The 15,459-nt window shown below is 66.9% G+C and carries 13 protein-coding genes and 1 pseudogene; 3 read left to right on the forward strand and 11 right to left on the reverse strand.

Annotation, left to right across the window (positions count from 1 at the left end; all coding sequences use genetic code 11):
* Positions 1 to 201: 201 nt before the first annotated feature.
* The 3 genes from F5X71_RS23740 to F5X71_RS23750 all read right to left on the reverse strand — a co-directional run bounded on the left by F5X71_RS23740 (position 202) and on the right by F5X71_RS23750 (position 4,369).
* Complete coding sequence (locus F5X71_RS23740) at positions 202 to 2,433, reverse strand: SulP family inorganic anion transporter (protein ID WP_167464023.1); 2,232 nt, start codon at positions 2,431 to 2,433, stop codon at positions 202 to 204.
* Between the two features lie 290 nt (positions 2,434 to 2,723).
* Positions 2,724 to 3,140, reverse strand: coding sequence for a Dabb family protein (locus tag F5X71_RS23745; protein ID WP_167464024.1), 417 nt, complete (start codon positions 3,138 to 3,140; stop codon positions 2,724 to 2,726).
* Positions 3,141 to 3,178: 38 nt separating this feature from the next.
* Entirely contained in the window at positions 3,179 to 4,369 is a 1,191-nt protein-coding gene (locus F5X71_RS23750; RefSeq protein ID WP_167464025.1) for an MFS transporter, read from the reverse strand.
* Positions 4,370 to 4,553: 184 nt separating this feature from the next.
* Here F5X71_RS23750 and F5X71_RS23755 point away from each other — a divergent pair, with 184 nt between their 5' ends.
* A complete protein-coding gene (locus F5X71_RS23755) occupies positions 4,554 to 5,654 on the forward strand; it encodes a DUF4185 domain-containing protein (RefSeq protein WP_167464026.1) in 1,101 nt (366 codons plus the stop codon).
* Between the two features lie 20 nt (positions 5,655 to 5,674).
* On the opposite strand, the gene F5X71_RS23760 is transcribed toward F5X71_RS23755, so the two are convergent.
* The 8 genes from F5X71_RS23760 to F5X71_RS23795 all read right to left on the reverse strand — a co-directional run bounded on the left by F5X71_RS23760 (position 5,675) and on the right by F5X71_RS23795 (position 13,064).
* Entirely contained in the window at positions 5,675 to 6,529 is an 855-nt protein-coding gene (locus tag F5X71_RS23760) for a carbohydrate ABC transporter permease (RefSeq protein ID WP_167464027.1), read from the reverse strand.
* Between the two features lies 1 nt (position 6,530).
* Positions 6,531 to 7,451 (reverse strand): carbohydrate ABC transporter permease, encoded by a 921-nt coding sequence (locus F5X71_RS23765; protein ID WP_167464028.1) that lies wholly within the window; start codon positions 7,449 to 7,451, stop codon positions 6,531 to 6,533.
* Positions 7,448 to 8,758 carry an ABC transporter substrate-binding protein gene (locus tag F5X71_RS23770; RefSeq protein ID WP_167464029.1) on the reverse strand — a complete coding sequence of 437 codons (1,311 nt, stop codon included), beginning with the start codon at positions 8,756 to 8,758 and terminating at the stop codon, positions 7,448 to 7,450. Before F5X71_RS23770 ends, F5X71_RS23765 begins: the two co-directional genes overlap by 4 nt.
* 19 nt (positions 8,759 to 8,777) lie before the next feature.
* Positions 8,778 to 9,950 (reverse strand): glycoside hydrolase domain-containing protein, encoded by a 1,173-nt coding sequence (locus F5X71_RS23775; RefSeq protein ID WP_167464030.1) that lies wholly within the window; start codon positions 9,948 to 9,950, stop codon positions 8,778 to 8,780.
* A 165-nt stretch (positions 9,951 to 10,115) separates the two neighbouring features.
* Complete coding sequence (locus F5X71_RS23780; RefSeq protein ID WP_167464031.1) at positions 10,116 to 10,742, reverse strand: hypothetical protein; 627 nt, start codon at positions 10,740 to 10,742, stop codon at positions 10,116 to 10,118.
* Between the two features lie 174 nt (positions 10,743 to 10,916).
* Complete coding sequence (locus F5X71_RS23785) at positions 10,917 to 11,465, reverse strand: GNAT family N-acetyltransferase (RefSeq protein WP_167464032.1); 549 nt, start codon at positions 11,463 to 11,465, stop codon at positions 10,917 to 10,919.
* A gap of 206 nt (positions 11,466 to 11,671) precedes the next feature.
* Entirely contained in the window at positions 11,672 to 12,031 is a 360-nt protein-coding gene (locus F5X71_RS23790) for a hypothetical protein (protein ID WP_167464033.1), read from the reverse strand.
* A 742-nt stretch (positions 12,032 to 12,773) separates the two neighbouring features.
* Positions 12,774 to 13,064, reverse strand: coding sequence for a Clp protease N-terminal domain-containing protein (locus F5X71_RS23795; RefSeq protein WP_167464034.1), 291 nt, complete (start codon positions 13,062 to 13,064; stop codon positions 12,774 to 12,776).
* 219 nt (positions 13,065 to 13,283) lie between these two features.
* Between F5X71_RS23795 and F5X71_RS37135 the strand changes: the two are divergent.
* Positions 13,284 to 13,595, forward strand: a pseudogene (locus F5X71_RS37135) (NUDIX domain-containing protein); the annotation flags it as partial.
* A gap of 118 nt (positions 13,596 to 13,713) precedes the next feature.
* Positions 13,714 to 14,879 (forward strand): IS3 family transposase gene (locus tag F5X71_RS23805; protein WP_238815430.1). Its coding sequence is split into 2 segments (ribosomal slippage): positions 13,714 to 13,998 and positions 14,001 to 14,879, totalling 1,164 coding nucleotides; the frame shifts between segments, so codons are not numbered across the junction.
* Positions 14,880 to 15,459: the final 580 nt, after the last annotated feature.

A 15,459-nucleotide genomic window follows, 5' to 3' on the forward strand; every position in this document is an offset into this window, starting at 1 on the left:
CAAGCGACCGCGAACCGGCATTCTCGCGGTGAAGCAGTGTCCCGACACGGCACCGGGTCGGGATGTAAACCGAATCAAGATTATTAGTAAAGACTTAGCAAAGCCTGAGAACCGCGCAAACTATGCGTAAATTCGCAGTTCCCAGGCCTATGGCCTGTCTCACAACGTTGCGAAGACAGGTATCGCGGGCTCGCCCGGGAATCACACCGGCTGTGCGGCGACACGGCGCCCCTCGTCGTCGAACTCCGCGATGCCGTCCACCGTCACCTCGATCACCCGGGCGGTGGCCAGATCGAAGAACAGACCCGACACCGCGACGCCGCGCTCCTCGATCCCCTGCCGGACGGCGGGATGGGCGTGCAACGTCTCGAGCTGCACCGCGACGTTCACCATGCCGAGCTGATCCACCGCACCGAACCCGGCCAGCGCCGCCGCCTCGGCCACCGGATGCCCCAACCGGTAGCGCTCGAGGCTGGGCCGGGCGTAGGCCAGCCAATCCCCCAGACCCGGCCCGGTCCGCACGTCGCGATACAGCGCCTCCATCGCGCCGCAGCCGGAATGCCCGCAGACCACCACCGCGCGCACGTCCAGCTTCTCCAACGCGTAGATCAGCGCGGCCTCCACCGAAACGTCGCTGCTCGCGGTGGGCACCAGATTGCCCACATTGCGCACGGTGAACAGGTCACCGGGGCCGCTGTTGGTGATGACGTTCGGCACGACGCGCGCGTCGGCGCAGGTCAAGAAGAACGTGTCGGCGTCGGGACGATGCCGCAGGCCCGCCAGGTGCGGCCGCATCAGGTGCGCGTGCCCGCGGTGATAGGCGGCGATGCCCGCCGCGATCGGGTCTTCCCGGTTGCCGGTCCGGCGCCACGGCCCGATCGCCTGATCGAGGACCTTCCTGGAGTGACCGCGCTCGGGCGGCCCCGCAATCGCCGTGGCCATCCTGGCGCTGCCGATCTCGACGAATTCGACTGAACCGCCTTCGGTTTCGCGGCGGGCGGCCCACTCGGTGATCCGTTCATAGGCGGCATGATCGAGGAAGTCCACGGTCATCTCGACGGTGACATCGGCATCGGCGGGCACCTTGGCGAACTCCGCGGACAGCTTCGGCAGCGCGAGGAAGGTGCAGGAGCCGTCGATCGTGACCACCCAGCGCCGCGTTCCGGCCACCGGCGCGGCCACGATCGTCACCTTGACCACCCGCCACAGCAGCAGCGCGAACGAGAGCATCAGCCCGATCACCATGCCCACCAACAGATTCAGGAACACCACGCTCAGTACCGTCGCGACATAGACGTAGAGTTCGCCGGTGCGCCGGGCCAGTCGGATGTGCGCCAGCTTGACCAATTGCACGCCGATCAGGATCAGCAGCCCCGCCAGCGCCGCCTTCGGGATCTGCTGCACCAGCCCGGCGAACGCGACCGCGAACACCAGGATCCAGATCCCGTGCAGCACGGTCGCGGCCCTGGTCTGCGCGCCCGCGTTGGCGTTGGTGATGCTGCGGACGATCACCGCCGCGATCGGCAGACCGCCGAGCAGGCCGGAGACGGTGTTGGCGGTGCCCTGACCGATCAGTTCCCGGTCCAGGTTGGCCGCGCTGCCGGGTCGCAGTTTGTCCACGGCCACCGCCGAGAGCAGGGTCTCCACGCTGGCGATCAGCGCGATGGTCACCATGGTCAGCGCGACCGCCGTCCAGGTGCCAGATGGCACCGCGGGCAAACCGATCGAGTCGAGCAGCGAACCGTTGAGCACCAGCCGTTCCACGTGCGCGGGCAGGACCAGCGACAGCACGGTCGCGACCACCACCGCGACCAGCGGGCCGGGCACCGACCGGACCTGGCGCGGCAGGAACCGCCAGCCGACCAGGATGACGATCACCACCAGGCCGATCACCAGGTCGCCGCTGTGCACCGACCGCAGCTGGTGCGGCAGCTGCACGAGGCTGTCGAACGAGGAGCTGAGCGAGGCGCCGCCGAGCAGCACGTGCACCTGCTGCAGGGCGATGATCACGCCGATCCCCGCGAGCAGCGCATGCACCACCACCGGCGCGATGGCCAGCGCGCCCCGCGCTATTCGACTGAGCCCGAACAGGATCTGCAACACACCGGCCCCCGCGGTGATGAAACACGTGGCGGCCCAGCCGAAATGGTGCACGCTCTCGGCGACGACCACGGTGAGACTGGCGGTCGGCCCGCTGACCTGCACCGCGGAACCACCCAGCAGACCGGCGACCACACCGCCGACCACTGCGGCGATCAGCCCGGCGGCGACCGGCGCACCGGAGGCGACCGCGACGCCGAGGGAAAGGGGCAGTGCGACAAGGAAAACGACGATCGAAGCGGGCAGATCGTGCCGGCCGATGGTGGCCAGAAAACCAGGTAGAGCGGCAGTGCGCGGCAACGTCCGTAGTGCGGGATCGGTGTCGGTGGACATATTTCTCCTTCGCCGGGCGGACGTCGGCCGTCCCGGTTCATCGGTGGAACATGTACTGGCATCGAAAGCGAGCAGCGGGCGAAGCTCAACCGCCCGAGGGCGGCAAACCCGGGTGACGCGAAGGTCGGGACAATAGTAAAGACTTCGCAAAGTATATGAAAAGGTTTCCAACGGAATCATCGGGCACCGTCATCAAATTGTGACCGTGGTCACATGACCTTCTCTTCGTCCGGCAACGCGAAAGCCCCTGCCGGACACGCTGTCCGCAGGGGCGTTCGGGGCGGCGGCTGTTACTCGCCGTGCTTGCCGGGGGCCGCGCTCCCGAGATATTCGCCGAGATCGGAGACCAGCCTGGTCAGTTCCGGGTCGCTGGCGTAGCGGCGGCGGTGCAGTTCGGCGATCTTCTTGCCCATCTCCGGGTCCGGGTCGTCGGTGATGTCGAAGGAGGCGAACTTGTCCACCAGGGGCAGGCCGACGCGGTCGGTGTTGCGGTGCGCGGGGTGGATCAGGTACTCCCAGTAGCCGTCCAGATCCTCGACGGCGAACACCGCGCCCCACTCGTATTCGCCACCGAAGTCGGGGCCGACGACGAAGGACTTCACCGCGGGGATGACCCGGCCCTGGTTGCGCAGGCTCTCGAGGGCCTCCTCGATCGCCTCCGGGGTGGCGTCGGCGCGGAGGGTGAAGCGGTTGCCGTGGTAGATCATTTTTTTCCAGCCTTTTCTGTGCGGGGAAATCGGTTGACTTACTTGGCTTTACGGAACAGCGGCAGGGCGAGGGCCGCGCCCGCGGTCATGGCGAGGCCGGTCCAGAGGAACGCGCCGCCGATGCCGGTCGCTCGGATGAGCGGCTGGACGATGAGTGGGGAGACGAACTGGCCGAGAAAGATGCCGGTGACCAAGCCGCTGAGGATCCGGCCGCGGGTCGCGGCGGGCGCGAGGTCGCTCAGGCGCAGGTTCAGATTGGGGACGGCGAGGCCGACACCGAAGCCGCCCACCAGCAGTCCGGCGACCACCTGCGCCACCGCACCGGCGGTGCCGACGAGCACCCAGCCGAAGCCGAGCAGCGCGACGCTCACAGCGGTGACGGTGCTGGGCGCCCACCGCACTCGAACCGGTGAGAAGGCAAGGGCGCCAAGAACACTGCTCAGGGTCGTGGCCGCGATCACCATCCCGACCACAGCCGGGCCCGTGCCGAGTTCGGCCAGCAGGAAAGGCAATTGGGTGGGTGCCATGTAGAAGGCGAGGGTCACCAGGAAGGCGAGCAGATACAGTCCGGCGATCGGGCGAAGGATGTTCGACCGCGACGGACCCGCGTCGACCACACCGGAAGCCTGGTCGCGTCGCTGCTCTCGCAAGGTGAACAGCGCGAACGGCAGGATCGCGAGGGAGACGGCGTAGATCCAGAACGGCGCCTGCCAATTCGATGCGGCCAGCAATCCGGCCAGCGGCAGGAACATAACGCCGCCGATACTGGCGAAAGCCTGTTGCAGCCCGAGGAATGCGGCTCGCTTCGGCCCCTCGAACCAGTCGGTGATCGTGGCGCTGACCGCCGTCATGATGCCGCCGACCGCGACACCGACCAGCGCCCGCGTCACCAGCAGCACGCCGATCGAGTCGACGAAGAAGCCTGCGACACCCGCCACGGCGAACAGCGCCAGGCTGGTGACCAGCAACGGCTTACGCCCGATCCGGTCGGCGATCATGCCCGCCAGCGGCGCGGTGAGGCCGATGGCCAGCGAGGTGATGGTCAGCACCAGCCGCACCAGCACGTCCGCGCCCGCCACCCCGGCGAAGACCTCCCGCATGGCGGGCAGACTCGGCGCGATGACCGCCGGGGCCATCACGGTCAGCATCGCGGCGGCCAGCACAGTGGCACGGGCGGTGCGCGCCGGTGCGGCCACCGCCCGAACCCCCTCCTCGATCGCGGCGCTCATGATCTTCTCCTCGATGTCCCGCAGGGTCGTGCTTCCCTGCCGACATCGACGTTCCCACCCCCACCCGGCCCCTCGCGTCGGTGATTCTCACCTAGATCCACCTACCCGCGGCTCGGCCAATTCGGCGTGTCGGATGGATAGGCGCCGCATGATGTTCGGTAGGGGCGCTGAGGAGAGTGGGACCATGCCGGAGCACCGCACGACACCACAGCAAGGGACCTATCTGTGTGACAACGCGGGCGACTCGGCCAGCCGGTTCGGGCTCGGATCAAGCGATCTGGGCATCCCCTATCGTCGCTACGACGGCTCGTGGGGGTACGTCTTCGGCGATTCCTTCCGCGGGCAGGGGGCGACCGGCGAGTTCATCGGCAGCCCGGTCGTGTTGTACCAGGCCGATTTCGACGCGACCGGACAGACGCCGATCACCTTCACCGCGGCCGAACCGCTGCCGACGTGCGCGCAACTGTTCGACTATCAGCACAACGCGGACAACGGTTTCGGCTTCGAGGTCAGTCGCATCCCGAACGACGCGATCACGCTCACCGTCGACGGCCGGAACCGGATCTTCATCCAATACACCTCGGTGCACCGGTGGGTGGGACCGCGCAGCCGGGTGGACGGGTCGCTCATGGCGGGCATCGCCTACTCCGACGACAACGGCGCGAGCTGGCAGGATTTCGAACGCCATTGGCCCGGCGACGGACAGGGCAACACCGGCAGCCTGGACATGATGTGGTCGTTCGCGGGCGTCGACCCGGACGGCCTGCTGTACGTCTTCAGCAAGGCGTGGAACGGCAGCCATTTCTACGCGGACGATCGCGGTCGGATCCAGCTGTTCCGTTACCAGCCCGCCGATTTCTTCCGTGGCGATCTCGATGCCCGCGAGCACTGGGTGTACCTGGATCAGACGTGGCAGTGGGTGCCCGCCGCGCAGGCGGCGCCCTCGTCACTGTTCGGACCGGACAACGGCATCGGCGAGTTCTCGGTGAAACGCATCGGCGAGCTGTATGTGATGAGCTATTTCGACGTCACGGATTTCAGCATCCGCACCCGCACCGCCCCACGTCCCGACCGGGTCTGGACCGCGCCGAAGACCCAGGTCGTCGGGAGCACGCTGTGGCCGCCGACGCATTGGTTCCGCCGCAGGCAACCCTTCCCGTACGGCGGGTACCTGCATCCCGGCAGCGCGAGCCCGGAGAACCTGACCCTGCTCATCAGCTCGTGGGACGGCCAATTGGGCCACCGGCCCTACACCGTCACGCAGTGGTCCGGACTGGCCGCCTGATCCGTTGCGGCGCACCGCCTTCAGCGCCCGGCGAGACCGGAGGTGGCGATGCCGCGCACGAAAGCACGCTGGGTGAGCGCGTATACGACCAGCATCGGCGCCAGCATGATCATCGACGCGGCCATGAACACCGGCCAGTTCGCGGTGTACTGGCCTTGCAGCCAAACCAGGCCGAGATTCAGGGGGGAGATGCTGTCGCGCTGGATCATGATCAATGGCCACAGGAAGTCGTTCCATACCGTCACCCAGGTGAGCACGGCGAGCACCAGAACCGCGGGTGTGGTGTGCGGCAACAACACTCGCCAGTACGTCTGCCAGAGCGAACAGCCGTCGAGGATGGCCGCCTCTTCCAATTCGGCGGGCAGTGTGAGGAAGAACTGCCGCATCAGATAGGTACCGAAGGCGCTGCCGAACAGGCCGGGCACGATCATAGCGAGCGGACTGTCCACCCAGCCGAACGTACGCATGAGAATGAACTGCGGAATCACGGTGACCGTCAACGGCACCATGAGGGTGCCCAGATAGGCCAGGAATATCGCGTCGCGCCCGCGAAACGGCAAGCGGGCGAATGCATATCCGGCCAGCGAGCAGAAGAAGACCTGCCCGGCGGTCACCAGCCCCGCATAGAGCACCGTGTTGAGGAACATTCGCCCGAACGGGACGAACTCGAAGACGAGGCGGTAGTTCGACCCCTGCGGATCGTCGGGCACGAGATCGGTGCCCGTGATCCGGCCCGGCGGCTGCAGCGAGCCGGCCAGCGCCCACAGGATCGGCAACAGTGCGCACCACGCCATCACCACCAGCGCGAGATAGACCAGCACACCGCGCAGGGTGCGGCGGGCGATGACGCGCTGATAGCGCGCGGTGGCGGCCATGTCAGGTCTCCTCGGCGCCGCTGCGTGAGAGGCGCAGCTGAAAATAGGTGAGCGCGAGCAGGATCGCGAAGATCACCCAGGCCAGCGCGCACGCGTATCCGAGATCGTTGAAGACGAAGGCATTCTGGAACAGCATGATGCCGAAGAGATAGGTGCCGGTCTCCGGGCCGCCCGCGCTGCCGGTCAGCACGTAGGCCTGATCGAAGGCCTGCACCGTGTTGATGATCGAGATGACGAAGACGAAACCCAGTGCGGGCCGGATCAACGGCAGCGTGATCGATCGGAACCGCTGCCACCCGCCCGCGCCATCGATGCGCGCGGCCTCGTACAGATCCGCGGGCACGCCCTGCATCGCCGCCAGCAGCACCGCGGCGGCGAACGGCACGCTCTTCCAGATGCTGACCAGGCACAGCGACACCAGCGCCCAGTTCGGATCGGCCAGCCACTGCACCGGATCGACGCCGAACCACCCGAGCAAGGCGTTGAACAGCCCGCCCTCGGTGGCGAACATGAACTTCCAGACCACCGTGATCGCCGCGGTCGACGCGACCAGCGGCATGAACATGACACTACGGAAAAGCGCTATGCCCCTGACCTTTTCGTTGAGCGCCGCAGCGACGGCGAGGCTGATCACGATGGTCGGCACCAGCGTGAGGACAGTGAACAGCGCGGTGTTGCGCAGCGCGATGTAGAACAGCGGGTCCTCGGCGAACAGCCTGCGATAGTTCGCGGTGCCGACGTATTCCGGGGCAGAGAACATATTCCAGTGGTGGAAGCTCAAATACAGCGACAGCCCGAGCGGGAACACCAGGAACACCAGTACCGCCGCCAGATTCGGTGCGATGAAGGTGCGGCCCGCCGCCGCCTTCCGGCGGGTGAGGCCGGACTGCCGCCGGTCCGCGCGTGGTCCGAAGGCGGTCATACCGGCCCCGCGAGCAGGCGGTTGAGCTCGGCGGCCGGGCCATCCTTGAACCAGGACGCGGGTGCCGCACCGCGCAGCACCCGATCGGAGAAGCGGGTGAAGGCGGCGTCGACCCGCGGCCACTGCGGGCTGACCGGAAGATGATGGGAATTGTCCGGCCCGTCGATCAGGACCTCGAGGTTGCGGATCCTGGTGTGGGACCGGAGGAATTCGGGAGAACGCCGCGCCGACTGCAACGCCGGGACGAACAGACCCGACTCCGCGACGGCCCGCTGCCCCTGCGGCCCGGTCGCGAATTTCACGAACTCCCACGCCAGTTCCTTCTTCGCACTGGACGCGGCGATAGCCAGACCCGTGGTCCCGACATCGGATCCGGCACGGTCCCCCTGCGGGCCGACCGGCAGCACGGTGACATCGAAATCCAGATCGGGGGCGGCGAGGAAGCCGCTGTACTGCCAGTGCCCGGTGAGCACCATCGCCGCTTTCCCCTGCATGAACAGGTCGAGCGCCGACTGGGCCTGCAGGTCGGCGGCCCTCGGTGCGACGTGGTGGCGCACCGAGAGGTCGGTGTAGAACTGGAAGCCCTCGATGAAACGGTCGTCGTCGATGTTCGTCCGCGTCGGATCGATCGCGGGAGTGAACCATGCCGCGCCGTTGTTCATTCCGAAGATCGCCGCCGACCAGCGCGGCACCGGCCAGGCGTCGACGAACCCCCACCGGCTGGCGCTGCCCGACGCGTCGCGCTTCGTCAAAGCTTGTGCGGTGGCGAGGAATTCGTCGAACGACCAGGCGTCCTGCCAGCGCGCGGGCGGGGGTTTCAGCCCGGCCTCGTCGAACAACCTTCTGTTGTAGTAGAGGAAGATTCCCGCCCACTGCTCGGGCAGCACGTATTGCCCGCCTTGGAAGGTGAAGGTCTCGTACAGGTTCGGCGTGCTGTCGGCCCGTAGCCGCGCCGCGTAGGCGGGATCCTTGTCCAGCAAGACATTCAAGTCCTGCAGCACGCCGAGGGCGGCGAATCGGGAATACGATTCCCATTGCATCAGAATGTCCGGGCATTTACCGCCCGCGCAATAGGTCAGGATCTGCTGCTGCGGATCGGGGCCCGAAAGTTGCACCCGGATCTCGATTTCCGGATGCAGCCGCCCGAACTCCTCGATGATCTGCCTGCGCACCCGCGCCTCGGCGGGGGCGGCCTGAAAGAAGAACGTCAGCGAGTTCGAGTCGTCGCCGCAACCGGCGAGTCCCGGCGCGGCCAGCGCGGTCCCGAGCACGGCGGCGCCGGACAACACCGCGCGCCGTGTCACCATCGGGCCCTCCGTAACTCGGCTATCCGCCGTACTCCGTCAATTTCGCGTTCAGGTAGTCCCACGGGAAATTCGGCCCCACATCGGTGTGCGTGCCGTCCCGCTTGCCGATCGTGTACGCGTTGTGGTCGGCGACGCCGCGCTCGTCGGCGCCCAATTCCTCGGGCGAGATCGTCCGGATCGGCAGCCCGTATTTCCGGCAGTCCTGCACGGCGATCCAGGCCGCACAGTCGATTCCGCGCTGCATCCGCCCGAACCACTCGTCGCGCGACCACGCCGCCCGCGAGCCCGCGAAGCACAGGTTGATCGAGCGCGAATTGCCGCCGAGCACCGACCACGAGGCCCGGTCGGTATCCACCACGTCGATCACCGTGCCGGTGTTGTCGTCCGTGTAGTGGTAGGAGACACCGGAATTCGGGTTCTGCAGATAATTGGCCAAGGACTGGGCGTCACCGTTGCCCTCCTGGGTGTGCAGCAGGAACCACAGCACCGCGGCGCCGCCGCGGGAGGAGGTGTTGGGGCTGATACCGGTTTGGTCGTCCTCCCGGCTGATCGGCGAAACCGGTCCCGGTGCGCGGGCGGCCGACCACTGCCCGTAATCGGGTTTCAGCACCTCGTTGACGTCGATGCCGACGCCGGAGATCTCTCGCTGATCGATCTCGATCTGGTGCAGGTGCGCCGCCGGATGATGGAAGTTTATGGACGGGTCGCCGGACCAGTTGTGCTGCCAGAACCATTGCCCGACACCATCTTCCAACGCCCAATCGATGCATCGGGCATTGCAGTACACGCCGGTCCATTCGGGGCCGACCACCGAGGCCCAGCCGCGCAGGAACGGCGCGATCAGGCTGTTCCACTCGTCCAGGGTCGGATTGTCGTCCACCGGCGCGTACAGCGGCCGCCATCCGGGCCCGCCCGCCTCGAAATGGAAGCGCAGCGCCGTCTCCGCGTGCCGCGCCCCACCGTCATAGCCGCCGCGCCAGTCCGCCGTCGGCCCCTTGCCGTATTGATAGTTCGTGACGATCTCGAGGCCTTCGACGCGCAGTCGATCGCAATAGTCCCGGCGCAGCGGTTTGGCCCCGAAGTTCGTGCCGGGCCGGGATTCCGAGAAATATCCGATGACGCCGGAGAATCCGGCCGCACGGATATCGGCCGGCTCGATGAGCGCGGCAGAGAAGTCGATCAGCTGGGTCACGATTCTGCCCATCCTGTGGTCGCGGCGAAATCCGAACAGCCCACAACCTCAACGGTATGCGCCTCGGGTACCGCCTGTCCTCGAATCCGCCTGCGCACGCGGAATTACCGACCGGCGGCGATACCGGCCGGCGCGGGCGCGCGTCGGCCGGTGACAACCGATGTCTCAGCACCGAGCGCCGGTGACGGCGAAGTGTTCGACCTCGGCGATATGACCGCCCGTCGAGACCGCGATCGTGAGCACGCTGCCCGGTGCCGCGGTGTACGGCACCGTCGCCGACCACGGGTCGTCCATGCCGCCCGCGGCGATGCCGGAGACCATGCCCACCGGTTCCGTGCGGCCGTGCACCCGGATCTGCACCGTCAAACTCTCGTCCACGCCGGTGATGTGGCCACGGACCGCGAGCGGCGAAGCGACCTTGGCCCCATACCTCGGCGCCTCGACCGACAGCGTGCCGCCCTCGGATCCGACCACCTCCCACGGCGCGTCGTCACCGCCGCCGATGCGCGCCAGATGCAACACCGCGGCCGTGATCTGCGCCCCGTTAGGCGCGGCGAACCCCACCCCGACGAAACGTTCACTCCCGCCGGCGATGCCGCGACTCGCGTCGACCACCTGATCGACCGTTCGCATGCCGAGATACTCCTGGGTGAACGCGAGCGCCGTCATCTCCGCGTCGAGATGCCACGGTTCAACCCCGTTCGTCCGATACCCCGCCTGCCACTCGACCGCTTCGGCCTCATCCCGAAACGGCCACAACGGTACGAACTCGAAATCCCCCTGCTGCGCCACGATCCCTCCCCTCTCCGGATAATCCGGCAACCCGGGGTGGGCTGCTAACCCACCATAACGCGCGCGCACGCCCTTCAGGGCGGTTGACGCCGATTCAGCGCCGGTAGACCGCGCTGTCGAAATCGACGAAAACCGCCAGTGCCGCATGGGCGTTGCGGCATCCTGCGCGGAGGTTCACGCGCACATCGACGCGTCGAGCACCCGGGTCATCCAGATCGAGTCTCCCCGAACGGGATCCGGGGTGACCCGTCCGCTGTCGACGAAATCGAGCTTCGCCGGCACCCGCAACGAAGCGGTGTTCCATGCGCGCACCGTGGCCCACAACCGGCGGCGCCCGGTGCCCGCCGCGGCCGCGACCACCGCCCGCCCCGCCTCGGTGGCATACCCGAATCCGTGTGCCCGCTGGGCGAGTTCGTAGGCGATCTCCGGTTCATCGAAGGACCCTTTGCCGATGATCAGCCCGCAGTACCCGATGAACTCACCGGTGTCGCGGCGCTCGATCGGACGCAACCCCAACCCGGGGTCAGGGCCGAGTGGGTTGGCCCGCAACCAGATCCGCATGTCCTCGACCGTCGGGCGGCCCTCCGCGGTGATCCGATGCATGGCCCGCGGGTCACGCTCGGCCCACAGCTCCCGATACCCCGCCGCGTCCGACGGGAGCCAGGAGCGCAGCCGCAACCGCTCGGTCCCGAGACTCGCCGGAAAGTCCGTGTAATTCCCCATGATTCCAGCGTAAGGGCGAGATGCGGGCATCCTGCCGCTCGGCAATTGGCGGAGGTTCGCTGGGTTTCGCGGTGCGAAGACTTCGTCGGCTGGAGCCCCCGGCGATCACGGCTGAGTGCCTTCATGCCTTGCGCCTACGAAACTCGCTCGATTTCCTTGCAATCGCCTTCCGCGCACCGGTCGACGAGGACGATGCGCCATCGCGCCTACAGGCTGCAGAGCGCGTGCCGCCGATTCAGGTAGCCCGCGACATATTCTCGCGCGACCCGCCCGGATGCCGACGCCAGCACTCGCGCGGAGAATTCCCGTGCCGCGGGCCACGTACCCAACCGGCCCGTGGTTTCCTCCCCCGTCCAGTCGAGCATCGCTACGAGCGAGCGGGCCACCGCCGCAACGTCGGTCTCCTTCGACAGGTCCCGCTCCCGAATCGCGCGCAGCAGCGTCCGATGCGAGAACACCAGCAGTTGCCGCCGCACCCCGAACTGACCGATACCGCCCGCCCAATCGGCGCCCGGAACCTCCAGCGCGATCAGGTTCTGCCTCGGACCGGCCGCGAGAACAGCCACCTAGACGTCGATCAACTGCGCATTGATCAACTCAGCGTCCAACCATCGCTCGACAGCCGTGAACGTGTCAGACCCCAGACGAATACTGCGTCTATGTGCCAGTACAACCCGGGATGCCCTGTCGGGCGGCATCGGCCGAGCACGGTCTGCCGCTACAGGCCCGCGCCGATGACCTTCCGGTCGGCGCCGCGTCCACTGCACCTGATGCCCGCCGGTCTGGGTCCGCGAACCGGACACTCCGGCGCCACCGCAGTTCACCCAGCTGACGCGATTCCCGAGCAGAGGCTTTCCGATGTTCCCGGTTCACCAGATCCGGTTCCTCGCACCGGCACCCCGCCGTCTCTTGTCCTGGGTTTCGGACTGCTGACATGGTCGATGCTGGCATTGATTGCGGTTCAAGGACTTTCGCCGTGGGCGGTACTCGCCCGGGTCGTTCTCGTTGCGGGCCCGACGGCCGCGGCCGGATGGTACTTTACGCGGTGCGGTGCGCCGACTGGTAGCGGTGAGCCTTGCCTGCGTGGACGGCGCGGACCGAGGACGCGATGCGAGCCCCATCGCGGAGAGGTAACCGCCTTCGACCGGTGGGGGTCCGGGTTCCTGCTCCTAACGGTGTTGTGCGCCGGTGTGGTCACTGCGATCGTGTGGTGAATATCAATGTGCGGCAACGGGTCGCGTAGACGCCCCGGATATCGATGAAAGCGCCCAGGCACGCAAAGCGAGCCGGGGGCGCTTTGATCGATGCCTAGTCAGGCGCGCCGTCGATGACGCGCCCGTCGCGCATGCGCGCGCGGTAACTCGTCGAGTTGTGCTCGTCCGAACGCATGGTCTCGTCGAGTGCTCGAATGATCGCGTCCGGGTCGAGCCCGCACCGCCGTAGGTCTTGGGTCGGCACGGCGTCCGGGTCGGCGAGGATCGCGAGCATGAGGTGCTCGACGCCGAGGTATCCGTCGCCGCGTTCGATGGCGATCCGTGCCGCGGCTGCCACGGTGTCGTGGTAGCGCGGGGTGATGATGAGTCCGTCACCGGTGGCCATAGCTCATCCTCCCATCAGCCAGCGCCGAGGACTTCGTCCCAGTCCCAATAGTCCGGGCCGATCAAGTCGGTGTGCTTGCGGCAGATGAAGTAGGACCAGCCGCCCTGAGGGTGTCGCACGCGAACGTGCTGACCGTCATTCAGCCGCGAGCGGCGTGACTACTACCAGGACCCCAACGCACCCACAGCCAACAGTCTGGTTCCGGGCGGCTCGGCGCTGATCACCGACGATAAAGGCGCGATCCTCATGCAGCGCCGCGGCGACTCCGGAAACTGGTCCCTACCTGGGGGAATCATGGAGATCGGCGAAACGCTCGAGCAATGCGTCATCCGCGAAACTCGCGAAGAGACCGGGCTCGACATCGAAATCACCGGCCTCCTCGGCATCTACACCGACCCCCAACACGTCATCGAATACTCCGACGGCGAGATCCGGCAAGAATTCGCCATCACCTACTACGGTCGAGTTACTGGCGGACAACTCCAGGTCAGCGACAAATCGACCGCGGTCCGATTCATCAGCCCCGCCGAACTAGCCGACCTACCAGTCCACGACACAGTCCGACTGCGGCTCCAGCACCAGGGGCTGCTGCAGGGGTGGGTGACAACCAAGATGGCTTGCCGGGAGGCTGGCCTGAGAGGATGTCGCAGTGCCCAAGCCGTATCCGAAAGAGTTCCGCGACGATGTCGTGCGAGTCGCCCGAAACCGCGAAGACGGGGTGACCCTGGAGCAGGTCGCGGCCGATTTCGGCGTGCACCCTATGACGCTGTCGAAGTGGATGCGCCAATCCGACATCGACGACGGAAACAAACCGGGGACCACGCGCAGCGAGTCTGCCGAGTTGCGTGATGCCCGTCGCCGGATCCGGTTGTTGGAGCAGGAGAACGAGGTCCTGCGCCGCGCCGCGGCGTATCTGTCGCAGGCGCAGATCCCGGGAAAAGGCTCTACCCGCTCGTGAAAGAGCTTGCCGCCGAAGGGATTCCTGTGGCGGTGACGTGCCGGGTGCTGCAGCTCGCCCGCCAGCCCTACTATCGGTGGCTGGCCGAACCGGTGACCGCCGGCGAACTCGCCGAGGCGTATCGGGCCGACGCCTTGTTCGATGCCCACCGCGACGACCCTGAATTCGGCTACCGGTTTCTGGCCGATGAGGCCCGCGAGGCCGGTGAATCGATGGCCGATCGGACCGCGTGGCGGATCTGCTCGACCAACCGGTGGTGGAGCGCCTTCGGCAAACGGCGGCGCGGTAAGAACGGCAGACCCGGTCCGCCCGTCCACGACGATCTGGTGCAGCGAAACTTCGTTGCCGATGCTCCGAATCGTTTGTGGCTCAGCGACATTACCGAACATTGCACCACTGAAGGCAAGCTGTATTTGTGTGCGGTCAAGGACGTGTTCTCCAACCGGATCATCGGTTACTCGATCGATTCGCGGATGAAGTCACGGCTGGCGGTGACCGCGGTGAACAACGCTGTCGCCCGGCGCGGCGATGTGGCCGGTTGCATCCTGCACAGCGACCGCGGAAGTCAGTTTCGCTCGAGGAGATTCGTCCACGCACTCAACCGTCACCGCATGGTCGGATCCATGGGCAGAGTCGGCGCGGCCGGTGACAACGCCGCCATGGAAAGCTTCTTCAGCCTGCTGCAACGCAACGTCCTGGACCGTCAGCGCTGGGAAACTCGCGAACAATTACGGATTGCGATCGTCACCTGGATCGAGCGCACCTACCACCGTCGGCGCCGACAGGCCCGGCTCGGCCGGTTGACCCCGATCGAATTCGAAACCATCATGTCCCCAGCAGCCCGACAGGCTGCCTAACCACTGTCACCCAATCCTGCAGCAGCCCCCCACGCCGAGCAACGCAGCCAGCCCTACCTTGGCTAGCAAACTCACCCGTCCGGGAAAGCATTTCGGCCCAAATCCTCACGCAACTCTGTCCGCGTCGACAATGCCTCGCTGTCACCCCCGAACCGGCGCACCATCACTCCGGACTGCCCCGATAGACGCTGACCTATACCCCCTACACCGCCCGGACCCGCATCGACCCTGAATACGCGCCGTCTCCCGGCCACGGAGCCGGGCGTCGAGCACGTCGTGATCGCCCGGCCGCGCCCACTCCGCCCCTGACAGCGCAACTGCCCACAGAATCGCGTCACCATCTGGCATGTATCCGAGAATCGACGCCGGACGGCCCTCGACATTGCCCCGCCGACGCAAACGGCCTCCCGCTGACCGACCCCGTAGCCCCCGCAGCATCGAGCGTCGACTCACCGCCTCCACCGTCGGAGAGCTGATCCAGGCATACGGCGACAGCGCCACCACCGCGTAACTGGCTAGCGACGGAACCGCGCACCGAGTACGTCAGGCTCCGGTGACGACAACGCAGATCCGCCCCACG

It is taken from the genome of Nocardia brasiliensis, from assembly GCF_011801125.1.
Taxonomy (GTDB): domain Bacteria; phylum Actinomycetota; class Actinomycetes; order Mycobacteriales; family Mycobacteriaceae; genus Nocardia; species Nocardia brasiliensis_C.